Source organism: Enterocloster lavalensis (assembly GCF_046603895.1).
In the GTDB taxonomy this organism is placed as follows: Bacteria; Bacillota; Clostridia; order Lachnospirales; family Lachnospiraceae; genus Enterocloster; species Enterocloster lavalensis.
The window spans coordinates 3,468,005-3,491,116 of the sequence record NZ_CP176637.1 but is presented as its reverse complement, the minus strand read 5'-3'; the positions used below and the strand labels follow the sequence as shown (position 1 = coordinate 3,491,116).

19 protein-coding genes and 1 pseudogene are annotated in these 23,112 nt (G+C 53.7%); 5 read left to right on the top strand and 15 right to left on the bottom strand.

All coding sequences use genetic code 11. The annotated features are described in order from the left end of the window. Positions 1-328: 328 nt before the first annotated feature. Positions 329-898: an HD domain-containing protein gene (locus ACK2JC_RS15595; RefSeq protein ID WP_320936916.1), complete on the bottom strand. Its 570-nt coding sequence runs from the start codon at positions 896-898 to the stop codon at positions 329-331. Positions 899-1,119: 221 nt separating this feature from the next. On the opposite strand from ACK2JC_RS15595, the gene ACK2JC_RS15590 reads away from it, so the two are divergent. After that, positions 1,120-1,452, top strand: a complete 333-nt coding sequence (locus ACK2JC_RS15590) for a hypothetical protein (RefSeq protein ID WP_276948993.1) — start codon at positions 1,120-1,122, stop codon at positions 1,450-1,452. A gap of 134 nt (positions 1,453-1,586) precedes the next feature. Here the strand turns inward: ACK2JC_RS15590 and ACK2JC_RS15585 are convergent, their stop codons facing one another. From ACK2JC_RS15585 to ACK2JC_RS15565, 5 genes are read right to left on the bottom strand one after another with little or no spacing between them, the layout of a single operon-like run. After that, on the bottom strand, positions 1,587-2,513 hold the full coding sequence (locus ACK2JC_RS15585) for a transketolase family protein (RefSeq protein ID WP_276948992.1): 927 nt from the start codon (positions 2,511-2,513) through the stop codon (positions 1,587-1,589). Continuing rightward, positions 2,503-3,330, bottom strand: a complete 828-nt coding sequence (locus ACK2JC_RS15580; protein ID WP_320936915.1) for a transketolase — start codon at positions 3,328-3,330, stop codon at positions 2,503-2,505. Before ACK2JC_RS15580 ends, ACK2JC_RS15585 begins: the two co-directional genes overlap by 11 nt. A gap of 17 nt (positions 3,331-3,347) precedes the next feature. Further along, entirely contained in the window at positions 3,348-4,619 is a 1,272-nt protein-coding gene (locus ACK2JC_RS15575; protein ID WP_320936914.1) for a PTS ascorbate transporter subunit IIC, read from the bottom strand. A gap of 25 nt (positions 4,620-4,644) precedes the next feature. Next, positions 4,645-4,947 carry a PTS sugar transporter subunit IIB gene (locus ACK2JC_RS15570; protein ID WP_092365930.1) on the bottom strand — a complete coding sequence of 101 codons (303 nt, stop codon included), beginning with the start codon at positions 4,945-4,947 and terminating at the stop codon, positions 4,645-4,647. 13 nt (positions 4,948-4,960) lie between these two features. Next, entirely contained in the window at positions 4,961-7,060 is a 2,100-nt protein-coding gene (locus ACK2JC_RS15565; RefSeq protein WP_320936913.1) for a BglG family transcription antiterminator, read from the bottom strand. A 468-nt stretch (positions 7,061-7,528) separates the two neighbouring features. Between ACK2JC_RS15565 and ACK2JC_RS15560 the strand changes: the two genes are divergently transcribed. Together ACK2JC_RS15560 and ACK2JC_RS15555 are read left to right on the top strand one after the other, a co-directional pair. Then, entirely contained in the window at positions 7,529-8,386 is an 858-nt protein-coding gene (locus ACK2JC_RS15560; RefSeq protein ID WP_227167131.1) for a DMT family transporter, read from the top strand. A gap of 292 nt (positions 8,387-8,678) precedes the next feature. Further along, positions 8,679-9,566, top strand: coding sequence for a hypothetical protein (locus tag ACK2JC_RS15555; RefSeq protein WP_320936912.1), 888 nt, complete (start codon positions 8,679-8,681; stop codon positions 9,564-9,566). A gap of 72 nt (positions 9,567-9,638) precedes the next feature. Here the strand turns inward: ACK2JC_RS15555 and ACK2JC_RS15550 are convergent, their stop codons facing one another. The 8 genes from ACK2JC_RS15550 to ACK2JC_RS15515 all read right to left on the bottom strand — a co-directional run bounded on the left by ACK2JC_RS15550 (position 9,639) and on the right by ACK2JC_RS15515 (position 20,597). Then, positions 9,639-10,409 carry a TatD family hydrolase gene (locus tag ACK2JC_RS15550; RefSeq protein ID WP_276948982.1) on the bottom strand — a complete coding sequence of 257 codons (771 nt, stop codon included), beginning with the start codon at positions 10,407-10,409 and terminating at the stop codon, positions 9,639-9,641. Between the two features lie 3 nt (positions 10,410-10,412). Continuing rightward, on the bottom strand, positions 10,413-11,195 hold the full coding sequence (locus ACK2JC_RS15545; protein ID WP_227167134.1) for a TraX family protein: 783 nt from the start codon (positions 11,193-11,195) through the stop codon (positions 10,413-10,415). 601 nt (positions 11,196-11,796) lie between these two features. Beyond that, positions 11,797-13,779, bottom strand: a complete 1,983-nt coding sequence (gene metG, locus ACK2JC_RS15540) for a methionine--tRNA ligase (protein ID WP_320937481.1) — start codon at positions 13,777-13,779, stop codon at positions 11,797-11,799. Positions 13,780-14,804: 1,025 nt separating this feature from the next. Further along, on the bottom strand, positions 14,805-16,703 hold the full coding sequence (locus tag ACK2JC_RS15535) for a TRAP transporter permease (protein WP_227167137.1): 1,899 nt from the start codon (positions 16,701-16,703) through the stop codon (positions 14,805-14,807). 30 nt (positions 16,704-16,733) lie between these two features. After that, on the bottom strand, positions 16,734-17,828 hold the full coding sequence (locus tag ACK2JC_RS15530; protein ID WP_320937482.1) for a TAXI family TRAP transporter solute-binding subunit: 1,095 nt from the start codon (positions 17,826-17,828) through the stop codon (positions 16,734-16,736). Positions 17,829-17,886: 58 nt separating this feature from the next. Next, positions 17,887-18,291 (bottom strand): PPC domain-containing DNA-binding protein, encoded by a 405-nt coding sequence (locus tag ACK2JC_RS15525; protein WP_007707247.1) that lies wholly within the window; start codon positions 18,289-18,291, stop codon positions 17,887-17,889. Further along, positions 18,288-19,655, bottom strand: coding sequence for an FAD-dependent oxidoreductase (locus ACK2JC_RS15520; protein ID WP_320937483.1), 1,368 nt, complete (start codon positions 19,653-19,655; stop codon positions 18,288-18,290). Before ACK2JC_RS15520 ends, ACK2JC_RS15525 begins: the two co-directional genes overlap by 4 nt. Before the next feature lie 24 nt (positions 19,656-19,679). After that, positions 19,680-20,597, bottom strand: coding sequence for a dihydrodipicolinate synthase family protein (locus ACK2JC_RS15515; protein WP_320937484.1), 918 nt, complete (start codon positions 20,595-20,597; stop codon positions 19,680-19,682). Between the two features lie 426 nt (positions 20,598-21,023). Between ACK2JC_RS15515 and ACK2JC_RS15510 the strand changes: the two are divergent. Both ACK2JC_RS15510 and ACK2JC_RS15505 read left to right on the top strand, forming a co-directional pair. Then, positions 21,024-21,257 (top strand): annotated as a pseudogene (locus ACK2JC_RS15510) (transposase zinc-binding domain-containing protein); the annotation flags it as partial. A gap of 144 nt (positions 21,258-21,401) precedes the next feature. Beyond that, positions 21,402-22,154 carry a transposase gene (locus tag ACK2JC_RS15505; RefSeq protein WP_368275016.1) on the top strand — a complete coding sequence of 251 codons (753 nt, stop codon included), beginning with the start codon at positions 21,402-21,404 and terminating at the stop codon, positions 22,152-22,154. Positions 22,155-22,399: 245 nt separating this feature from the next. Here ACK2JC_RS15505 and ACK2JC_RS15500 read toward each other — a convergent pair whose 3' ends face one another. Then, positions 22,400-23,077, bottom strand: a complete 678-nt coding sequence (locus tag ACK2JC_RS15500; protein WP_107435551.1) for a Crp/Fnr family transcriptional regulator — start codon at positions 23,075-23,077, stop codon at positions 22,400-22,402. Positions 23,078-23,112: the final 35 nt, after the last annotated feature.

Sequence of the window (23,112 nt, the reverse complement as noted above, 5' to 3'; positions counted from 1 at the left end):
GGGTGTCGATTCAGGGGAACGGGCGGGGGAGGCGGCGGACGGTGGGGCTCCGGTTTACTCGGCGGCATCCACTAAGCGGAAAGGCGGGGCAAAACGGGGTACCGCTCCAATTCTGGAAAACTGCTGAAGCACTTTTCCTTCATAACCGCTCAAAATCAGGCGTTGAGCGCCTGATTTTGCCTCCCGTTTTGCCCCGCCTTTCCGCTAAGTGGCTGCGAGCCTCCTAAAAGTCACCCCTCCATCCGCCGCCTCCCCCACCCGTTCCCCTGAAGCTGAGGTTTTGGGGCGGTTGCTGGGGTTTGTGGGAGTGGGGAGAAAAAGAGGAGGGTTAGGGTTGGGGACTTATTTTGGCGAGGGTCCATTGGTCGATGCATTTGCGCAGGGCGGTTAGGTAGGGGGAGAATTGGACGTTTTCCTGGCCGTAGGTCAGTTGGAGGTCGTATTCCAGGGGGAGCCAGGTGGAGAGGTCGGACTCGTTGTGGGATATGAGCGCTTCCAGCTTGTCCAGGGCTTTGTAGGTTCTCGCTTCTTTGGTTTGTAATTTTTCCATTTCGTCCAGGAGAGAGAGCCATTCCTGGCGCTGGGGGGAGGGGAAGGTGTTGGCCCATGTGAGGAATTGGGCGTCCTCAGTCTGTACGTTTTGGTCGGTTTTTTCGAAGCTGGGGATGTCCCCGGTGAAGGTTTCGCCCAGATCGTGGATCAGACACATGCGGATCACTTTGTTCATGTCCGTGTCCTGAAATTCCGGCTCGCCGGATAAGAGCATGGCCATCAGGGCGATGCGCCAGCTGTGGTCCGCTACGCTTTCTTTGCGGTTTTCCTGCGTGTAGCAGTGGCGGGTTGTGGTTTTTAGGATTGCGGCTCTTGATAGGATGGTTAGAAAATCTTGGGGCGTCATGGCGGGGGTCCTCCTGGTTTTGTTTAGTTGCGGCTTTGTAATTCGGCAGCATATGGTTTCTGCTTTATTATACCTCCTGTAAACGTTCCAACACAAGCTGCATTGAATCAATAATGCTCTGATTCATAGACATTATGAAAACCGGATCTGTCTGACTACTATATTTTCCTGCTGATTCGTGATATAATTTGATGACAATATTTCATGTTTAGGAGGGGATTATGCAGACAATCATTATTGTGTTAGATCCTGGAGAACTTGTGAATCCGGACTTGGATTTGCGTTACTGTGTTCCGGATCGTATCGCAGAATTAACAAATAATGACATTCGGGACAACGGATATGACTACATCGATACTGTGGAAGATAAATCCGGTCCTTTAATGGGGATTTGGCTGGAAACAGAGAATGCCGGTGAGAATTGGCCTGCCGTTTTAAATATACTTCAAATGGAAAAATTTTTGGATAATGATCTGTCCAAATCGGCCAAAATCTATATCTCTGATCATGAAACGGAAGATATTGAAAAATGTGTCCTGGTTTACCCACAATAACAGCCTGTAAGGTCAGAATTAAGATAGCATGAAAAGAACCAGGTTATGTATCGCGCCTGGTTCTTTTCATGTTTGCTAAAGTGTACTGGAATTCTGGGGGAGAAATGTGGTTCCCGGCGTCTGCACAGCAGCCATCAATCCCCTAATTTTCCCAAAACATGTTCCACATTCAACCCATACTTCTCTTTCACCAACCCCGACGGCCCGGATTCCGTGAATACGTCCTCCACGCCCACCCGCAGCACCGGCGCGTGGCCAGGCATGTCGCAGACGGTCTCTGCAATCAGGCCGCCCAGTCCGCCGATCACCGAGTGGTTCTCAATGGTCACAATGCGCTTCACGGTTCCGGCGGTCTGCCGGATCAGATCGCGGTCCACCGGTTTAATAGAGAACAGATTGATCAGTTTTCCTTTTTTTCCTTTTTCGCGGCAGGCCGCAAAGCTCTTAAAGGCCAGCTCTGTGGCGGATCCCTCGTAGATCAGCGCGAAATCGTCGCCGTCGTCCTCCACGACCACCGCTTTCCCCATCTGCACCGTTTCTTTCGCCGGCAGATTGGGCACGGCATCCCGCACGCAGCGGATGTATACCGGGCCCTGGTGGGCGATGGCGATCTGCACCGCCGCCTTCAGCTCGTCCGGGTTGCTGGGCGCCAGGATTTTTAAGTTGGGCAGAACCCGCATGAGCGCCAGGTCTTCATTGGCGTGATGGGTGGCCCCGTCGTAGCCGCCATCCATACCCGGGTGGGTGGCAATCAGCTTTACGTTTAAATTGGCGTAGCAGATTTGACGCAGCTGGGTCCAGCAGGTTCCCGACACGAAGATCGCAAAATTTACATAAAATGGAATTCTTCCCTCGGTCGCGATGCCTGCGGCAATGGACATGGCGTTCTGCTCCGCGATGCCCGTCTCCACAAAGCGCTCCGGGAAAACCTCCTCGAACTGGTTGGTGGTGGTGGACTTGGCCAGATCGCTGTCAATGACGTAGATGTCCTTGTTCTCTTTTCCGGCTTCCACCAGAACGCCGCCCACCAGTTCCCTCAGGGTGATTGTGTCATAACTCATTGCAAATCTCCTCCTCCCTGGCGCTTAAATCTCTCATGGCAGTCTCATATTCCGCGTCCGTCAGGCCGCTGGAATGCCACTTGGGCACGTTTTCCATGAAGCTGACGCCCTTTCCCTTGACGGTGTTGGCCACAATGGCCACCGGACGGCCGCTCACCGTCCTGACCTCTTTAAGTGCGTTCACCACCTGCTCCATGTCGTTTCCGTCGATCACGATCACGTGGTAGTTAAATGCCGCCAGCTTGTCCGCCAGAGGTTCCAGGTTGATAACCTCATTGGTGGGATGGCCGGAGGAAAGCTTGTTGTAGTCGAATATGTATACCAGGTTGTCCAGCTTGTAATGGGCAGCCATCATCAGGGCCTCCCAAATCTGGCCTTCCTGGGTTTCCCCGTCCCCCGCGATGGCATATATCCGGTGGGGATCCTGCTCCCGCTTCTTGACCAAAGCCATACCCAGGGCGGTGGAAAAGCCCTGGCCCAGCAGGCCCGTGGTGGCGTCCACCTGGGGAATGTCACAGGTGTAGGGGTGCCCCTGAAGCCTGGAGTTGATCTGCCGGAACGTGGGGAAATCCTTCTCGTCGATGATCCCCTTCTGTGCCAGCTCCGCGTAGAGGGCGGGCGTGGCGTGCCCCTTGGACAGCACCACGCGGGTCCGTTTTTCCTCGTTAAAATCCACTTCCAGCTCGTAGATGGCCGTGAGCAGGTCGATCACGGAGAGGGCCCCGCCCACATGGCCCACGCCGGCCTGGTATACCATCTCCACAATCCGTTTGCGGTTGCGGTTCGCCGTCAGTTTCAGCTGCTTTATGTCCGTCATAATTTCATGTTCCTCCATTACCACTTGCCAAGGGCCTTTCCGATAAAGTTAAAGAAGATACCGATCAGGTTGAAGTCCGTTTCCGGGAAGCTGGTTCCGTTTAAGCCTACGCTCTGCATGATCGGGTAAATGATGGCCGGGCCTACGGAAATCAGCACGCCGGTCACAAAGGCGCCCAGCACGCAGCCCTTCCAGCCGCCTCTGGCATTTCCAAACACACCTGCGGTAGCGCCGATGAAGAAGAACGGGATCGCCACCGGAATCATAACCACCGTGTGGAGTGCGGCCATAATAAACATGCAGATCAAACCGGCCGCATAGGCGGAAATAAATCCTAAAACTGTAGCCGTGGGGGCGTAGGGGAACACAACCGGGCAATCCAGAGCCGGTTTTGCGCCAGGGATAAATTTCTCGGAAATACCCACGAACGCCGGAACGATCTCACCCAGGAACAGGCGCACGCCGGTGATGATCACGTAAAGACCGCCGGTAAAGGTCAGCGTCTGCATCAAGGGGAAAATCAGCCAATGGGTTCCGCCGGAGATCACCTCAACTGCTTCTCTGCCGGCCACCGCCGCCGCGATGTAATAGATCACGCCGATGGACAGGGAAACGGAAACGATGTAATCCTTAAACATGGACAGCCAGCCGGGCAGCTTGATCTTCTCCGTGCTGTCCTCCGGGTTGCCCACCTTGCTTCCCAGCCAGCCGGAAAACGCGTAGGCCAGGGTGCAGTAGTGACCGATGGCGATCTCGTCTGTGCCGGTGACCGCGTTCATGGATTTCTGGGCAATCGCCGGATACAGCGCCGCCGCAAAGCCGTGGATCACGGAACCGATCAGGATCGCCGCCACATCGGACAGCCCAAGGGCCTTCAGCAGAATCGCCAGCAGGGCGGACAGGAACAGGCTGTGCCCGCCGGTCAGGAAAATGTACTTGAACTTGGTGAGCTTTGCGATCACCAGGTTGCAGACAAAGCCGCCCACCATGATCAGTGCGATCACCATCGGGAACAGCGTCTGAGCCTGGGCTGTGATGGCCTCGGAAATCGGGGTCACGCCCTCCAGACCAAAGGCTGTCACAAACAGGGACTGGAATCCGTTTAACGCCCCCTGGGCCGCCGAGGAACCGATTCCAAAGATCAAAAAGCCCACGATGGTCTTGATGGTTCCCGCGATCACCTTCTCTGCGGGTTTTCTCTGAATCAGCAGGCCCACCATGGCCATAAGTCCGATCAGAAGCGACGCTTCACCTAAAATGTCATAAACCACAAATTGCAATACTGCCATTTTTTAATCCCCCTTTTTCTGAATGTTACTGGTTTCCTTTCGCCTTTTCCAACTCAAAATACTTGTTCAGCTCCCCTTCCAGGAAGTTCATGTCCATGATGTCCTTCACCCCGATCACGTAGGCCTTGGAATTTTTAAACTCCTCGATCAGGTCCTCCATGGTGATGATGATGTCCACGTTCTGCTGGCCTGCGAAGCCGCTGAACGCGTCGTGGGTCACATCCATCGGGTAGCCGTTCTTGTCGATCAGCTTGTCCACCTTGATCTTGAGCATCATGGAGCTGCCCATGCCTGTACGGCACATAATCAAACATTTCTTTGTTTCCATATCAAAATCCCTCCTATTGGTTATTGGTTTCATTTTCTTTGATATATGATACTATGCTGCCGGCATCCCTGGCCGCTCCCAGGGTTTCTATAAACTCCTTTCTTCCCAGAAATTCCGCCAAATCCTGGAGCGCTCCCAGATGGGAATTGGCGTCGATGGTCGCCAGCATGAACACATATTTCACCGGATCGTTGGCCTTACTGCCGAAATTCACCGGGGTTTTCAGACTGATAAAGGACATCGCCGTGCGATTTACCCCGATTTTATTGGTGGCGTGCGGGAGGGCCACCCCTTTGGTGATGACAATGTACGGGCCAACCTCATTTACATTGTCAATCACAGCCTGTATGTACTCCTCCGTGATATCCCCGTTTTCCACCAGGATTTTTCCGGATTCCCGCACCGCATCCTCCCAGGTACCGCACTCCACGCCCAGGCGGATGCTCGTCTCATTGATCAACTCACTCAGCATATATTTTCCCTCAACCCTATTCTTATTTTTATCTTGCAGCAACCTGCCGATCTCCCCCAGCAGGATTTCCTCATCCTCTTTGGCGGCATACCGCTCCAACAGCTCTCTGAGCCGTTTGGCCGTGGCGCTCTCCCCTTCCCGGACGGTCACGGAGCGCTCGATGTTAAATCCCATGTCCAACAGCTGCTTGCTGACCCGGACAATATCGTCCCGCTTCAGCAGGGGACTGACCTTCACAAAGGTCTTTCGGGTCTGCAACGGCACCGTGGTAATGATCAGGTCCACATCCTCTTTTTTGAGGAACTTTTCCAGCTGATGCCGGGCCACCGTCCCCCTGATATTCAGTTTGAAGTTCCGGTTAAGCCCGGTCACCACCAGCTCCGCGGTGCCGATCCCCGTGGCGCAGACCACCACCACGTTCACCAGCCGCTCGGCGTTCTGCTTTCTCCGGTTGATCGCCGCCGCAAAATGGAGCAGAATGTAGGCGATCTCGTCGTCCGTCGGCACGATGAGATTCAGCTCTCCCACCGCCGGGAACGTGTCCTTAATGGCCCCGTACAGTTCTGGATAATTGTGAATCAACTCGTCCTTCAGCGGGTTTTCCAGCAGCATCCCGTTTTTGGTCCGGTAGGTGCAGGCGCTGATGTGCTGAATCAGAAATTCGTACAGGCGGTCGTCGCTGGTCAGATCATAACCAATCCGTTTGCTCACGCCCGCGATCAGCTTGATACAGTAAAGCTCCAGCAGCACGTCCCCGCTCGCCTCCTGTTTGGTGATCGCGCTGGACTTGGCGCCCATGTGTACCGCCACGTAGGATATCTCCGCGTCCGGCAGGCGTATCCGGAAGTTTTCGTTCACACGCCGCACAATCTCCAGTGCCATCTGATACTGCAGGCTGTCCCGCTCAATCCGGTCTGCGGCCTTAGGCTCACCGTACTCCTCATCCAGACGGAAACGCTTGATGGACAGGGCGATGTGGATCACCAGCGCCTCGTAGGCGATATCGTCCAGATACGTGGAAAACGCCTCCTCCACGTCCGTGACAATGGCCTTGATCTTGTTCAGGCCATCCTCCTCGAACCACTGGGCGTAAATGGACCGGTCGCACTCTGTGCGGTCCCCCGTCAGAGCGGTGAAATCCCGGATCACCTTGGAGAGATATTTCCGCCTGCCCACCTCGTCCGCGTCGATGCAGAGTCCTTTCCCCCGCTGGCTGATCAGATTTATGCCATTTTTCCGGCAATACTCCTTGACCGCCACCATATCCGCGTTCACCGTGGTCCGGCTGACAAAATATTTGTCCGCAATGTCCTGGATGGTGCTGTAGCCGTTGGACCAACACAGGTCAAACACGATCAGCAGCATCCGCTCCTCGCCGGTCAGACGGTCCGTGTAAAAATCCTTCACCCCCACCTCGGCCAGACCGGCCAGCTGTCCCTTCACGTCCCCGTCCACCTGGGCCGTCTTGTTGGTCACGAAAATGCACTCCCGCCCCAATTCCCGCAGCAGGAACTCGTTCAGAATCCCGATGTCGTACCGCACTGTGCGCAGGTTGATGGAAAACATCTCCGCGACTTTGGTCATGTTGACATATCCGTCAACCGCCAACATTTTCAATTCGTATTTTTGTCTAATATTCATATGTTTTTACCTGGCTATATTATCTATAAATTTCAGTTGTTTATCAAGTTCAATAATTTTCACTGGTATCGCGAAACAAATTGCACTATATTACCCAAAACACGCAGGAGATGCGTTCTACAGGACACACCAAAATCCGCCGGGATGGACGGCGGCCGCTCCGGCGGTCTGTGGTTGTTTTTGCAATTATACTTTGTCCTTGGGCGCTGGATAACGATACGTGGATTCCCTGCCATACCTTACCACCAGCCGCAGGTTGATGATCGATCGTTGTGGTTCCATATTATACCACATCCGCCCGGCGGCTAAAACGCCGGCTCCCATCCGCCAAATTTCTGCCAGATTCCCGTCAAATTCCCGTCCGCAGCATATTGTCTGTTGAAAAAAAGTGTGCTATGATGAGTGGCGTGCGGACGCGGGAAGGCCGCAGATATTTACATAAAATCCCAGGAAAGAATGGTAGGGAACATGAATCAAAAACGGCTGGGTTACCTCTATCTGGTAATCACATTTATCATATGGGGCAGCATCTACGTGGTGGCAAAATACGCGCTGGCTGTGATCCCGCCCCTGACGGTCCTCTTAGGGCGCTACGCCCTTTCTGTGCTGATCCTTTACGTGATCCTGAAGAAAAAGGGTATGAAAAAGATCGAGCGCGCGGACCGGAAATACTTCGTCATCATCGGCGGCGTGGGATACTTTGTATCCATCGGGTTTCAGCTGATCGGAACCAACCTGCTGGACGCCTCCCTGGCCTCCCTGATCAACGCCTTAAATCCCGTGTTCATTCCGCTCATCGCGGCCCTTGTCCTGAAAGAGCGCGTATCGCTGCGCCGGATCGCGGGCATCGCCGTCTCCGTGGCGGGCGTCTACGCCATCCTCGGCGTCGGCGGCGGAGAACTCAGCCTGGCGGGCATCGCCGCCTCCATCTGCTCCGTCACCTTCTGGTCTGTCTCCTCAGTGATGGTGCGCAAGGTGGCGGGCAAATACGATCCCATCCAAATCGCCTTTGTGGGCATGGCCATTGCCCTCTGCTTCAATATCCCTGCCTCCATCTGGGAGCTGTGCACAACGCCCTGCCGTTTCACGCTTCCAGCCGTGCTGTCCCTCATCTACCTGGCGGTAATCTGCACGGCCCTGGCCCACACGCTGTGGAACAAGTCCCTCCAGCTCCTGAGCGCAGGCACCTGCTCCATGTTATACCCCCTGCAGCCGCTGACCTCTGCGGTCCTTGGCGTGCTCCTGCTTCACGAGCAGATCACCACCGGATTTGTGATCGGGGCCGTGGTCATTTCCGCAGGAATACTGATCGCGGTGAAGGAATGAAAATGGTATTGTCATCCGGTGTTTTCTGTGCTATATTGAAGAAACACCGGGCGCCGGGGAGCGTGCAAGCGCCTATCCGCCGGAACCATGACCAATCTGTATTCCACGTTTTACATTCAATTTGCCGCAAATGGCGGCAGTCGGTAATCACGTCCACATCGGACGAAAAATCAGTTAAGAGACAATCATTCTATTTCAATTCAAATAACGCGAGAGCCGGTTGCCTGGTGCAGGAATCGTTGTTATAATGTAGATAGGAGTTTGCGCGCAGCTTGCAGAACAAGGAGGCTGTGTGGAAAAAGAAAAACAGGAGATTCATCACGAAGATCTGGCGCTAAAGACGGCGGCCCAGTATTTTGGCGAGGAATTGATGCCGTTAATGGGAATCTCCGGAACCATTGCGCTGATCGCTCCTACGGAGTCGGTAAAGCTGGAAGCGCGTCAGATGTACCAGGACTTTAACTATGTGATGGCGGACAACGGATGGGTACATCTGGAGTTCGAGAGCGATTCCATCACCCTGGAGGACCTGCGGCGTTTTCGGGAATATGAGGCCGCAACCAGCCGCGCCCACAAAGTAGCGGTCACGACCTGCGTCATCTGCTCCTCCCGGGTGGAGCGGCTTAAAACAGAGCTGACAGAAGGAATCAACGTTTACCGGGTGCGCGCCATCCGAATGCAGGACCAGGATGCAGACCACGTATTTTCCCAGCTAAAAGAAAAGCAGGAACGCGGTGAGAAGCTGCGGAAAGCGGATTTGGTACCGCTGCTTCTCACACCGTTGATGTCCGGCCGGCTGATTGTTGAGGACCGGATTGTAAAAAGCCTGAAAATCCTTCAAAAAGAAGAATCCGCCGTAACAGAGCTGGAGATGGAAAAAATGCAGGCCGTTCTGTATACCTTTGCAGACAAATTTCTGAACGCCCGGGAACTGGAACGAGTAAAGGAGATGATTGCGATGACGAGACTTGGCAAGATGTTAGTTGAGGATGGGTTTAAACAGGGAGTGGAGCGTGGAATTGAACAGGGCATCGGACAGGGCATGGAACGCGGAATTGCTCTGACCAAACGGATTCTCCGCCTGTCGGCAAGCGGCTGCGCGCCGGAACAGATTGCCAGAGACTGTGGAATCGGTCTGAAAGAGGTAAACCATATCCTGAAAGAGGATGACGAGCTCTAAAATCCACAACTGCCGCCCGCGTAATCCCTCCAGATCACGCAGGCGGCAGTTCCTTTTCATTCTTCCAATTATTTACAAAACAATCCGGTAAAGCTTCAAGGCGTTCTCCCAGGTCACAGCCTCCACCTCTTCCCGGCTCACGCCCTTGATCCGGGCGATCTCCTCCGCCACATAAGGCAGATTCATGGACGAATTGCGTTTCCCACGGTTCGGCACCGGAGCCAGGTATGGACAATCCGTCTCCAGCACAATCTGAGACAGCGGCGCGTACTCCACCACTTCCTTCAGCTTCTTCGCATTGTTAAACGTCACAACCCCGCCGATCCCCAGATAAAATCCCATATTCAGGTATTCCCTGGCCATCTCCTTCGCATAAGAAAAACAATGGATCACGCCTCCATTTTCCCGGGCGCACTCCGCCTTCATCATATCCAGCGTATCCCTTGCCGCGTCCCGGCTGTGAATCACCACGGGAAGCTTCAGTTCGCCAGCCAGGGCCAGCTGCCGTGAAAACCACTTCTTCTGAACTTCATGCTCCGGCTCCTCCCAGTAATAATCCAGGCCGATCTCGCCGATAGCCACCACCTTCTCACCGGCCGCAGCCTCCCGCAGCCAGCCAATCCCATCCTCCGACAGCTCCCCGGTGTCGCTGGGGTGCACGCCAATGGCCGCGTACATCCACGGATACCGCGCCGCCAGCTCCAACGTCGCCCTGCTGCTGGACAAGCTGGCCCCAATGTTCGTCACAGCCCTGACCCCGGCCCCGCTCAGGCCCTCCAGCAGCGCCTGACGTTCTCCGTCAAAATCCTCGTCGTCGTAATGTGCGTGTGTATCAAAAATCATCGCTTAAACTCCTACTCTTCCCGTGATCCAGCCCGCAAACAGATGAAGCGCCAAAAGATGCACCGGATAAATCACATAAAACAAATATTTAAACTCCTGCGCCCCCCGTCTGCCGTTGTACAGCACAATCGGCACATAGGCCAGCGCGGAAACACAGTAATAATTCAAACTCTCAGCAGCGGACAGCGCCACACCGCACACCAGCTGCCCCACATCATTGTGGCGGAACCAATACAGGCCGGCGATCAAAAGCACTCCCAGCACGCTGTAATCCGACTTAATCACCCAAGCCAGCCCGCAGCCTCCCGCGATCACCACAATCTGCAAAAAAAGGTTGTCCAGGAGCTCCAGCCCCTCCATCACCACGATACCAATCAGCAGGGTAAACAGCACATTCTGATACCCCGGATAAAACCACGTATTATAAACAGCCAGATCAAACGGAATCTCAGACACCAGCGCCAGGACACCTATGCGCAGCGCATAAAACGCCCTGTTTCTGGAGTGCCGGAATCCCTCCACCAGCAGAAACGCAAAAATCGGAAACGCCAATCTTCCCGCATAGCGGCAGACCTTCCCCACCAACAGCCATCTCTGTCCCGAAGCCGTAGCAATAATCGCGCTGCAAGCCAGCGCATCCCTGCCATGCAAAATCCCGCACTGAATCACCACAGCCCCAATATGGTCTGCGAACATCGCAAGCATCCCGATCAACTTCAACTGATTCCCCGTCAGCCCATTAAACGCCCGTCTGGAATACCGTCTCCTTCTGACTCTCCCGTTCATCCTTCGTACCCCACATTATGTTATATGTGTTCCTCTATCATACTCCAAACCCAGAAAAATTGCAAGTTTTCTCCCACTTCCCCCACAAAATCCACCCCAAAAGTGGGACAAATCCCCATTTTTTAACAACTCCCCCTTCTCCCCCTCTCACTCCCGGAAGTCCCACAGCTTCCTCCCACTCCCAGATTCCCACAGCCTCCTCCCCCTCTCCCACTCCCGGAAGTCCCAGCGGCGGATCGGGGCGCAGCAAAAGGGCTTCGCGGGGCGATTGCTTTGCGGACCGCAGGGACTTACGTCCGGGGAGCGCAAAATCCTGGGAGAAATCGTGTTCTCCAAAACACGATTTCAGGCGACCTGAGCGGAGAAAGCTCTTCAGAGTTTCTCCGCGAATCGAGCCGGTGCCCAGGATTTTGCGTTTCCCGGGCGTTAGTCCCTGCGCTCCGCAAAGCAGTCCCGCGAAGCCCTTTTGCTGCGCCCCGATCCGCCGCGTCCCCTTCCGCCACACCCCCTTCCGCCCTCTTCCTCAAAAAAAGAGCCCGCGACAAAAATCCCCCATCGCGAGCCCTCATTCCATCCTATTCCAATTTTCTCACCAATTATCTCAAGAAATCCCCGCCCCAGCCGGCATATCCTTCTCCGGCCTCATCAGCGCCAAATTTCCCTCAGCGTCCTCCGCGCACAGCAGCATCCCCTCGGACACCATCCCGGCCAGCTTAGCGGGCTTCAGATTCGTCACAACCATGACTTTCTTACCCACCATCTCCTCCGGAGAATAGTACGCCTTAATTCCGCTCAGAATCTGTCTCACCTGGCTTCCCACCTTCACCTGGGAGCACAGCAGCTTTTTAGACTTCGGCACCGCCTCGCAGGCGATAATCTCGCCAATCTGGAACTGCAGCTTGGCGAAATCATCATAAGTGATCTCCGGCTTAGCCTCCAGATCAATCCCGTCGTCCGCCTTCTCCTCCGCCTCAGCTTCCGTCTGAACCGCCGGCGCATTTGCCGCGTTCATCTCCTCCACCTTAGCCATCACTTCCTTAATATCCATGCGCGCAAACAAAATCTCCGGCTTGTCCGTCACCTTTGTGCCGGACTCATACATCCCGAACACATCCATCTGCGCCAGCTCACGCTTGCCGGTATTCAACTGAGCCAGAATCTTCCCGGACGTCTCCGGCATAAACGGCTCTAACAGCGAAGCCCCGATGGCAATCGCCTCCGACAGGTTATAAAGCACCGTAGCCAGCCTGTCCTTCTTTGCCTCGTCCTTCGCCAGCGTCCACGGCGTCGTCTCGTCAATATACTTGTTGCTTCTGCGGAAAATATTGAAAATCTCGGTGATCGCGTCGGCCACGCGCAGCTGCTCCATCTTGGCCTCCACCTTCTTCACCGCTTCCAGAACCGTAGCCTTTAAATCCTCGTCCACGGCCTCCGCCGCGCCCTTATCCGCCACAATTCCGCCAAAATACTTGTTGCTCATGGAGATCGTCCGGTTCACCAGGTTGCCCAGAATGTTGGCCAAATCGGAATTCATCCGCTCCACCATCAGCTCCCAGGAAATCACACCGTCGTTGTCAAAAGGCATCTCATGAAGCACAAAATAACGCACCGCGTCCACGCCAAAGAAATCCACCAGCGTATCGGCATAGAGCACATTTCCCTTGGATTTGCTCATCTTGCCGTCACCCTGCAGCAGCCAGGGATGTCCGAACACCTGCTTAGGCAGTTCCACACCCAGAGCCATCAGGAAAATGGGCCAATAAATGGTATGGAAGCGGATAATGTCTTTGCCGATCAAATGCAGATCAGCAGGCCAATACTTCTTAAACTGCTCGGTACTATCGCCGTCGCAATCATACCCAATTCCGGTAATATAGTTGGTCAGCGCATCCAGCCACACATAGGTCACATGCTTGGGATCGAAGGTAACCGGAATTCCCCAGCTGAACGTGGTTCTGGACACACACAGGTCCTGAAGCCCGGGCAGCAGGAAATTGTTCATCATCTCATTTTTTCTGGAGACGGGCTGGATGAACTCGGAATGGGCGTTGATGTGCTCAATCAGCCTGGGCGCATACTTGCTCATGCGGAAGAAATAGGCCTCCTCCTTGGCCGGCTTCACCTCGCGGCCGCAGTCCGGGCACTTGCCGTCCACCAGCTGGGACTCGGTGAAAAAGGACTCGCAGGGCGTGCAGTACATGCCCTCATAATACCCCTTATAAATATCTCCCTGGTCATACAGGCGCTTGAAAATCTTCTGCACCTGAGCCTCGTGGTCCGCGTCCGTGGTGCGGATAAACTTGTCGTAGGAGGTGTTCATCAGATCCCAGATCCGTTTGATCTCCTCAGCGGCCTTGTCCACAAACTCCTTAGGAGACACGCCCGCCGCCTGGGCCTTCTCTTCGATCTTTTGGCCGTGCTCATCCGTTCCGGTCTGGAAAAACACGTCGCAGCCCTGGGCCCTCTTATAGCGGGCAATACTGTCGGCCAGCACGATCTCGTAGGTATTGCCGATATGGGGCTTGCCGGAGGCATATGCGATGGCCGTGGTGATATAATATGGCTTTTTACAATTCTGACACATGGTTTCATTCCCTCATTTCCCGGGCAAACGCCTCCATTCCCATCCTGTCCCATCTGTAAAAGACCGTTCGGAAACATCGGCGTGCCCTGACTTCAATAGATTTAAGTATAAGCTTTCCACGGTTGTTCGTCAAGACATGGCCCGCGAATTCAGCCACTTTTTCCCTTAAAACAAAGCTTTCCGGCAAAATCCCACCGCCTGCCCACGGCTAAAAGTCCGGCAAAATTTGAACGGGGTACTTGAAAAATTCAAGCACCCCGTGTATAATTTATTTAGGAGTAATCAAAGGACAGTTGCGGTCCGATGATTACACTTCGGATACCTGTGCAATTTATAGTTGCGAGCTATCCTCTATTGCAGTAGAGGATAGTTCATTTTCTGTTCTGATGATTGTCTATGTAAGTCAGCGCCGCAAAAATCACGAGCACCAATGTCATTACTTCAAGTGTATTCACACCATAGTTCCTTCTTCGATTTATTTCCGAAGGCCATCATCAGTCTATCCTCTGTACTCCGTTCGATTATACCCCCTCGCCTTAGCATAGCGAGGCACAAAATACAACATAACATAAATTATGATAGATAAAAATCTCAAAGGGGTACTTGAAAAATTCAAGCACCCCATGTATAATTTACTTAGAAGTAATCAAAGGACAGTTGGAGTCCAATGAGGACACTTCGGATAAGGCGTAATTTTCAGTTACGAGCTATCCTCTATGCCAGTAGAGGATAGCTCATTTTCGATTTTGATGATTGTCTATGTAAGTCAGCGCCGCGAAAATCACGAGCACCAATGTCAACACTTCAAGTGTACTCACATCATACTTCCTCCTTCGTTTTATTTCCGAAGGCCATCATCAGTCTATCCTCTGTACTCTGTTCAATTATACCCCTTCATTTTAGCATAACGGATAACCGAATACAACATAATCAACTTTATGTTTTATCCATTTTCCTCCACCCCAAACGAATACAGACCCCGGATATCCATCCGGGGCCCATACTCACATCTATATTGCAAAATACTAAGAGGAAGCCAGTTGAGGCGCGCGTTTCGCCTGCCATTTGCGGAAGCCGTACAGCGCGGCGAACAGCACAAATCCGATCAGAGAATTCACCATATACGGCGTAATGGCTAACACGATCACAGCCAGATAAGCCAACCGCTCCAACACGGTAATCCGGCTCTCCACATATCCCTGCAGCATAATCGCCAGGGAATAGCAGACCACCATACCGGAGATCCAGGTCAGAAGCGTCTGCAGATTCCACCCGAAGGTGATATAATCCGGGTTCAGCGCGAAGGCGAAGGGAAGGATAAATCCCGTGATTCCCAGCTTCACCGCCTGCAGCCCCACCTTCATGGGATTTTCCTCCGCAATACCGGCCGCCGCGTAGGAGGCAACCGCCACCGGCGGCGTGATCGCCGAGATGGACGCAAAATACAGCAGGAACAGGTGCGCCGCCAGAATCGGCAGCCCAAGCCCCGTCAGAGCGGGCGCAATGGCGGTGGCGCAGACAATGTAGGCCGCCGTGGTGGGCAGGCCCATGCCCAGGATCGCGCACACCAGCATGGCCAGAATCAGGCTGGGGATCAGGGAATTGCTGCCCAGCTGCACAATAAAGTTGGAGAATTTAAGACCCAGGCCGGTCAGGGAGAACACCGCCACCACAATTCCCGCAGTGGAACAGGCAGCCACAACGGAACAGAGAGATTTTCCAGCCGCCACAGCGCCGTCCACCACCCCTTTTACGGTCATCCGGTCTTTGGAATCCAAAACTCCCGTAACCAGAATCGCAGCAGTGGCAAAAATAGCCGCCTTCATAGGCGTGGTCTTCATCCCCAACATCATAAACAGCAGCACGCCGACCGGGATAAACAGCTTCATTCCTCTGGCCAGAGACTCCTTCAGATTGGGAACCTCGTCCTCGCTCAGCCCCGCCAGGTTGTGTTTCACCGCTTCCAGATCCACCATTTTAACCAGGCAGATATAATACATCAGCGCGGGCAGAATCGCCGCAATACAGACCTCCGCGTAGGGAACTCCCGCCACGTCCGACAGCACGAAGGCCGCCGCTCCCATAATGGGAGGCATGATCTGGCCGCCGGTGGACGCAACCGCCTCCACCGCCCCGGCGAACTTCTTTGGATAACCGTTGCGCTTCATCAGAGGAATGGTAAACGCGCCGGTGCTCACCACGTTGGCCACGCAGCTACCGGAAATAGTCCCGAAGAACGCGCTGGCGATTACCGCCATTTTCGCCGGGCCGCCCCGTTTTCTTCCGGCCGCCGCGATGGCGATATTCTGGAAAATAATATCCGCGCCGGATACCGACAGGAAGGCTGCAAACAACAGGAACAGGTAAACATTGGTGGCCGAAGTTCCGATGGGCGTGCCATAGACGCCGCGGTCGCTGAAGATCGACAGCACCACCCGCTGCATGCTGTAGCCCCGGTGCCCGAACAGCCCCGGAATCTTATCGCCCGTCAACGCGTAAATAATGGCCACGATGGCGATAATGGGCAGCACGTTTCCCAGCATTCTCCGCCCCGCCTCCAGCACCAGCAGGGTGATGATGATTCCAAATACATACAGCTCCTTTGTCATCATGTTGTTCTGCATGGTGGTGGTATAGGTCTCAAAGTTGAAAATCACGTAAAAACTCACGACTGCGGTCAGAGCGATCAGAACCCAGTCCACCACCCTGCACAGAGTCCGCATCCCGGGCGACAGCTCCTTGCTGCCGCCCAGAGGTTTATAAAGAAAAATCAGCACTAGTCCGATCAGAAGATGCCATGCATAAAACAGGATGCTGGGCATTGTAAACGTGGTATAGTTCCCCACATGGATGATCACGGCAAAGAGTGACACCAGCATGCAGACCACTGTAACCACCTTCTGGTATGTAAATTTCTTATCCATCAAGTCCTCCTTTAGCGTCGGAAACGAGAATTATTTTTGGTACTCAGGCGGAATCAGCTCGTCCGGCACATTCACTCCGACTTCCTGCAGATAGCGCACCGTGCCTGCATGGAGCGGCACATTGTAGTTTAAAATGTTCTCCGCCGTGCAGTATTCCAGGCTCTTGTGGATTTCCATCAGCTGGGGATTGTTCTCCAGCAGCGTCTTGGTCATCAGATAAATGTAATCCTCCGGCACCTCGCTGCTACACACCAGCATATTCCACTCGGTTACAGTGGGAACATCCTCCGTAGCGCCCTTGTAAGAGCCGGCCGGCATGGTAGCCGCCGTATAGAAGGGATACATATCGGTCAACTGCTTCTGCTCCTCCGGTGTCAGGCCGATAAAGGTCAGCTCCTGGGTAGCCTCCAATTCGGAGATCGCCGCAAAGGGCGGGAAGGAGAACAACACCGCCGCATCCACCTGTCCATCTGCCACAGCAGAGGCGGTAGCCCCGTGTCCGTCGTTGTAGATAGAAGCCGGTTTTACGCCCATCTTGTCAAATGCAGTACGCAACACGCTGTCCATAGCGGCACCTTTGGAACCAAGGCCTACGATTTTGCCGTTAAAATCGCTGATATTTTTAATTCCCGATGAAGAGAGCGCATACATCGTCATATAGGACGGATACAGGGCCACCATCCCCCTCACCTTGTCCATGGGGCCTCCGGTCCACTCCGCAGTTCCCTCCTTCGCTTCGGCCAGGGATGAGGTCATAGCGATTCCCACCTCCATTTCGCCGTTCTGGATCATGGTCAGGTTGGCGGTGGAACCGCCGGTCTCCTCCGAAGTAATCACAAAATAATCCGGCAGGGAATTGTTCAGAATCGTTGCGATTCCCCCGCCCACCAGGTAAAAGTTACCGCCGGAAGAGCTGGTTCCCAGAGAATACCGCAGGGGCGAGGACGGCTTTTCAATGCCTTCACCCACAGCCTGATCCCCCTGGTCCGCAGCCGCAGCGCTCTCCTCTTTTGCCGCCGTATCCCCTCCGCCTGCCGTCGCGGCCGTCCCGGAAGATCCACCGCACGCGGTCATGGAAAATGCCATTGCACCTGCAAGTATCAATGCCAACCAATTTTTCTTCATTTCAAAATTCCTCCTCTTAGTCGTTTACTGCAGCGGGCCTTGCCCGCCCTGATCGCTTCTACCCCAGCGGGGTCATGAAAATGCGCAGTGAGCGGAACGCGTTTCCGGCCGCCAGGCCGCCGCCCCGAACCGAGCCGTCCCGATGCGCACAGCTGATATGGATATGTACAAACAGCGGGCACTCCGTGTCCTTGTAGACGCTTTGCAGCGCCGGGTCCATTTTCTCCCGCTTCATCACCTCGCCGGTGAGGGACAGCACCTCCGCCGCTCCCTCGGCCGGCTGGGAGGCGGTCACAAGGGGCAGCTGATCCCGTACCGGCGTGGTGTAGGACATGCCGATCACCGAGCCGACCGCTCCGGTAATGTACACGCTCTCCCAGCCCTGTCCCAGCACGTAATCCGTGACAACCGCCTTGATATCCTCCCCGGCCTTCACCGTAACCTCGTAAATCTGCCCCATCATTTCACCTGCTTTTCCACTTTCTTCACAGCCTGGCTGGCTGCGATCAAAATCGGATCATAAACCGGAGCCACCGGCGGCGCGTAGACCAGATCCAGTTCATTTACTGCCTCCACGGTCATGCCGCAGGTAATGGCGGTTGCCAGCACATTGATGCGCCCGGCGATGCTCTCGCTGCCGATGCCCTGCGCGCCCAAAAGACGCCCCGTTTTCCGGTCAAAGATCAGGCAAATCTGATTGTCCCGGCCACCCGGATAGTAGGAGGCCCGGTCCATTTTGGTGATTATGGTGGAAACCGCCTGATACCCGGCGGCCTGTGCCTGTTCCAGGGAAAGGCCAGTGGACGCGATGTACTGCTCAAACACCTTGGTCACCGTGGAGCCGAGCACACCTTTGAAGGTGTCATGGCCGCCCGCCACGTTGCCGCCCGCGATGCGCCCTTGCTTGTTGGCCGTGGTGCCGAGAGGCACATAGACCGGTTCCCCGGTGATCAGCTGCTTCATCTGCACGCAGTCCCCGCAGGCCCAGATGTCCGGGTCGCTGGTGCGCATCTCGTCGTCCACCACAATCGCTCCCTTCAGACCCAGGGTAAGCCCCGCCTGTCCGGCCAAACCGGAAGCGGGCTTCACTCCGGCGGACACCAGCACGAAATCCGTTTCCAGCGTTTCGCCCTGCGGCGTGCGCACCCAGCGCGCCCTGCCGTCCTGAGTGAGAATCTCCGCCACCCCGGTTCCCGTGTGGACCTTCACCCCGTGGCGTTCCAGATTTTCCAGCACGCTCTGGGAAAACACCAGATCCAGAAAGGGCAGCAGTCTGGGAAGCTGCTCAAAAATCGTAACACTGACCCCAGACAGTGTCAACTCTTCGGCCAGCTCCAGGCCGATGAAACCGCCGCCGATGATAACGGCGCTTTTGGCCTCCCGCTGCACCGTAGCCTTCAGGCGGATTCCGTCCTCCACCGTTCTCAGGTAATAGACTCCCTCAGAGTGGATTCCCGGAATCGGCGGGGCCGCCGGAACCGCGCCGGTGGCGATCACCAGTTTATCGTAGGGGTGTATGCGTTCCTCCCCAGTATCCAGATTCTTTACCGCCACGGTTTTCTCCCCGCGGTTGATGGAAGTCACCTCATGGTGAATCCAGGTGGGGATTCCCCGTTTATTCCGCATCGTTTCCGCGTTCACCGCCACCAGATCATCCGGCTCCGCAATCATCCCACCCACAAAATAGGGCAGGCCGCAGGCCCCGTAGCTGATATAGCCGGATTTCTCAAACACCTGGATCTCCAGCTCCGGCTTCACGCGTTTCGCCTTGGAGGCGGCGCTCAGACCGGCCGCCGTACCTCCGATTACAATTAACTTTTCCGCCATGAAATGACCTCCTGCCACCGATTCTTATGACTTCACGCCGTATTTGTCGATCACGCCCATCTCGCCCATGAGCTTCTCCAGATCCGCCAGCTTCTGACCGCCGAAATCCTGGTAGGGCTTTCTCAAATGTCCGCCCGGCAGGCCTAAAACGTTCAGCGCCGCCTTGATCACCACGGGATTCGAGAAGGTGTACAGGGCCTGTAACAGCGGGAACCACTTGAAATAGCCCTCGCGGCACTCCTCAATGATCTTCATGTCCGTCCAGGGACGGGAGTACATAGCCGCCTCCTCGGGGATAATGTTTCCGCCGATATTGGCCGTGCCGGTTCCGCCCACCGCCAGCGTGGGAAGCACGATGGAATATTTGGGGAAATCGCAGCACATGATCTTCACCTTACCCTGGCACAGCCTCTGCACCTGTACCAGCTGCTCCACGCTGGGGAGCGCTTCCTTGTCCACCACGAAATTGCTGTGGGCGTCGGACAGCTTCTTGATGGTCTCGGGCATCACCTGAACCCCGAGGCGGGAGGGATTGTTGTAGATACCGCAGGGAATGTCCACCGCGCTCATGCAGGTGTCCAGATGGATGTGGGCCGCAGTCTGGTTGATCAGCACGTAGGGCGGAACCGTGAACACGACGCCGTCCGCGCCCTGCTTCTCACAATACTGTGCAAAAGCCACGCTGACGTCCGTGGTGAAGGACGCGGCGCTGAAGAACACCGGAATTTTGCCCTTTGTCATCTGAATCACTTCTTTGACGATGGCTTCCTTCTCCTCCTGGGTCAGCAGCGTCACCTCGCCTGCGGAGCCAAGGATAAACAGCTGGGACGTGCCATATTTGATCTGACGGTTGATCAGGGTCTCAAAACCCTTGAAATCGATTTTGTTGTCCTCTGTGAACGGTGTGGGCATTGCCACCCAGGAGCCTTGTAAATTCATCATAATAACATTACCTTCCTTCTCATTTTATGTTGTCCATTTTGTATGGACTTTCCGTTTGATGACCCTATTTTTGCACAGATATCACAAGTTTTCTACTCGATAGCTTACAATGATAAAATGGATTCATTGCATACTATGTTACTTAAATTCAAAGACGATTCTCTGTTTTTAATTACAAAAAGCTTTTTTATGGCTTAAGTCCATTAAATTGTCATATATTTTATTAAGTTCTATGGTTTTAACAAATAATATTCATTGAAATTGCGCAATTTATTGGCGTTAAAAAAGTGCAAAAATCGCAGTAGGATGCGCCGCACGCCCATTGTATTGAACAAAGTGCCTTCGGCACTCTCAACTCCCCTGCCCCTCACTCATGAGGGGTTTTAGGGGATTTCCTTTTTTGCTGCTTTATTGTAAAATGTTCTTATGCATAAGAACATCCTCCAAACTATTTTTTCTGACCACTTTGAATATATCCAATATGTTATTCGACCTGATAAAAATGTTTTGGATAACATCAACCGGATGATCCTCTGCCATGATCCTTCTTATGGCGGAGCTTTCTTTGGCTGTCCTCATTGTGGTAACCTTAAATTTGTTCCCTTTTCCTGTAAAAGCCGGTTCTGTCCCTCATGCGGCAACGTCTATAACCAGAAACGTGCTTTTCGTATGTCTTGTAAACTCGTTTCCTGTATCCACAGACACTGTGTCTTTACCATTCCTGAGGAACTGCGCATCTTCTTTCTTAAGGACCACTCACTCCTTAACTGCCTGTTCCATTCTGTCAGGGATGTCGTCCTACGCATGTTCTTCAAGATGAATAAGTCCGAACTCTTTACTCCTGGTTTTATCTGCGTCCTTCATACCTTCGGTAGAGATTTAAAGTGGAATCCTCACATCCATGCCCTGATTTCGGAAGGCGGTGCTGGCAACATTACTCCCTGGCGACCCAATCCCCATTTTGATTATGATTTCCTGCGCCTGGCTTTTCGGAAAGTCCTTTTGGATCAGCTCTCTCTTAAACTGGGGCCGCCTTTTAAGAAGCTTAAAAATCAAATCTACAAAGACCATCCCGAAGGCTTTTATGTGAGAGCCAAACCTAATTTGTGTTCTCCTGATATCACCATTAAATACATCAGCAGATACCTTGGACGGCCTGTCATTGCCACTTCCAGGATGGATGCCTATGACGGGGATTCTGTGACGTTCCATTATCAGCGACATGAGGACCATAAAACGATCACAGAATGCATCCCCGCCATTGACTTTATCAAACGCCTGATCCTGCATATCCCTGACAAGCATTTTAAAATGGTCCGCTACTACGGCATTTATGCAAAGCACCACAAACAGGAAAAAAATCTCCGGAAATGTTTATCCAAGCAGAAGCAGCATTATCTTTCTAAGCTCCTAGATTGGCGGAATTTGATTCTTCTGACCTTTGGCTATGATCCGCTCAGATGCCCGGAGTGTGGCACTTCTATGTTGGTTTTAGAAGTTTACCACAAAAAAACTGCACTATTTGAACGCTATCGAAAGGTTATGGGATATGGATAGTTCCATATGCCCTATTCTTTCTCTACCGTCAGATAGTGCAGCCTAAACCAAAAACAAAAAATACATAGACAACGTCATGGCGAAGTCACACCTTCGCTCTTTTGCTATGCCTTTTTTATTTCCAATCTATTATACACCATCTTCGCTGATTTGAGAAGTTTCCTATAAAGTAAAAAAGAACCCATGCCACCCGGGCACAGGTTCTCTGACAGTATTTTATTTTTTAATTTCCACGAAACATCAAATCAACTATTTTCCATAAATTTCCGGTACTCTTCCTGGTTCACCTGGACATTCCGGTTCAGCATCCGGATAAATCCCTCGTCGCACAGCTCGTTGATCAGTTTGCTGATCGTAACCCGCGCGCCGCCGATAATCGTGCTCAGCTCATACTGGGTATAATGTACCTTCAGTTTGTACCAGCCGCCGTCGATGAGCCGGTCCGTATCCGCTGTGGAGCAGAACAGCCGTTTCAGGCGGTCCTTACAGGAGTTGAAGGTCAGGTTCTCAATCTCGTGGCGCAGAATCAGCATCTTTTTCAGAATATTTTCCATAATGGCGTCCCGGAACATCTTGTTGGTATCCACCAGGCGCTCGTAGGTATACAGCGGAATAATATAAATCTGCGTTTTCACCTCCGCCTTGGAAAACAGGCCGGTTGGCTCCTGCAGGGACACGGGCGTCTCCCCATAGAACCAGCCCGCAGACAAGGTATAAAGGATCTTCTCCGTGCCGTCGCCCGCCATCATGTAATGCCTGGTGCGCCCCTCCGCGATATAATACACCCCCTGCGGCTCCATGCCCGGCTCCAGGAAAACGCGCTTGGCCGGATAGGTAACGCATGTGGAATTTTCGCGGATCAGCTCCTCCAATGCCTCGTTTCTCTTATTCGGTATCGTAAAACTGGATTTATCCAACTGCATTCCCCTCACCCATCCTTCTCAAAATTGTCGGCGCC

What these genes read in the sequence shown, in the direction of transcription:
- ACK2JC_RS15580 (WP_320936915.1), bottom strand. Translation starts at nt 3,330, where the DNA reads ATGACGGACATAAAGCAGCTGAAACTGACGGCGAACCGCAACCGCAAA.
- ACK2JC_RS15565 (WP_320936913.1), bottom strand. Translation starts at nt 7,060, where the DNA reads ATGAATATTAGACAAAAATACGAATTGAAAATGTTGGCGGTTGACGGA.
- ACK2JC_RS15535 (WP_227167137.1), bottom strand. Translation starts at nt 16,703, where the DNA reads ATGGATAAGAAATTTACATACCAGAAGGTGGTTACAGTGGTCTGCATG.
- ACK2JC_RS15545 (WP_227167134.1), bottom strand. Translation starts at nt 11,195, where the DNA reads ATGAACGGGAGAGTCAGAAGGAGACGGTATTCCAGACGGGCGTTTAAT.
- ACK2JC_RS15570 (WP_092365930.1), bottom strand. Translation starts at nt 4,947, where the DNA reads ATGGAAACAAAGAAATGTTTGATTATGTGCCGTACAGGCATGGGCAGC.
- ACK2JC_RS15530 (WP_320937482.1), bottom strand. Translation starts at nt 17,828, where the DNA reads ATGAAGAAAAATTGGTTGGCATTGATACTTGCAGGTGCAATGGCATTT.
- ACK2JC_RS15500 (WP_107435551.1), bottom strand. Translation starts at nt 23,077, where the DNA reads ATGCAGTTGGATAAATCCAGTTTTACGATACCGAATAAGAGAAACGAG.
- ACK2JC_RS15560 (WP_227167131.1), top strand. Translation starts at nt 7,529, where the DNA reads ATGAATCAAAAACGGCTGGGTTACCTCTATCTGGTAATCACATTTATC.
- ACK2JC_RS15505 (WP_368275016.1), top strand. Translation starts at nt 21,402, where the DNA reads ATGTTCTTCAAGATGAATAAGTCCGAACTCTTTACTCCTGGTTTTATC.
- ACK2JC_RS15515 (WP_320937484.1), bottom strand. Translation starts at nt 20,597, where the DNA reads ATGATGAATTTACAAGGCTCCTGGGTGGCAATGCCCACACCGTTCACA.
- ACK2JC_RS15525 (WP_007707247.1), bottom strand. Translation starts at nt 18,291, where the DNA reads ATGATGGGGCAGATTTACGAGGTTACGGTGAAGGCCGGGGAGGATATC.
- ACK2JC_RS15575 (WP_320936914.1), bottom strand. Translation starts at nt 4,619, where the DNA reads ATGGCAGTATTGCAATTTGTGGTTTATGACATTTTAGGTGAAGCGTCG.
- ACK2JC_RS15590 (WP_276948993.1), top strand. Translation starts at nt 1,120, where the DNA reads ATGCAGACAATCATTATTGTGTTAGATCCTGGAGAACTTGTGAATCCG.
- metG (WP_320937481.1), bottom strand. Translation starts at nt 13,779, where the DNA reads ATGTGTCAGAATTGTAAAAAGCCATATTATATCACCACGGCCATCGCA.
- ACK2JC_RS15520 (WP_320937483.1), bottom strand. Translation starts at nt 19,655, where the DNA reads ATGGCGGAAAAGTTAATTGTAATCGGAGGTACGGCGGCCGGTCTGAGC.
- ACK2JC_RS15595 (WP_320936916.1), bottom strand. Translation starts at nt 898, where the DNA reads ATGACGCCCCAAGATTTTCTAACCATCCTATCAAGAGCCGCAATCCTA.
- ACK2JC_RS15550 (WP_276948982.1), bottom strand. Translation starts at nt 10,409, where the DNA reads ATGATTTTTGATACACACGCACATTACGACGACGAGGATTTTGACGGA.
- ACK2JC_RS15585 (WP_276948992.1), bottom strand. Translation starts at nt 2,513, where the DNA reads ATGAGTTATGACACAATCACCCTGAGGGAACTGGTGGGCGGCGTTCTG.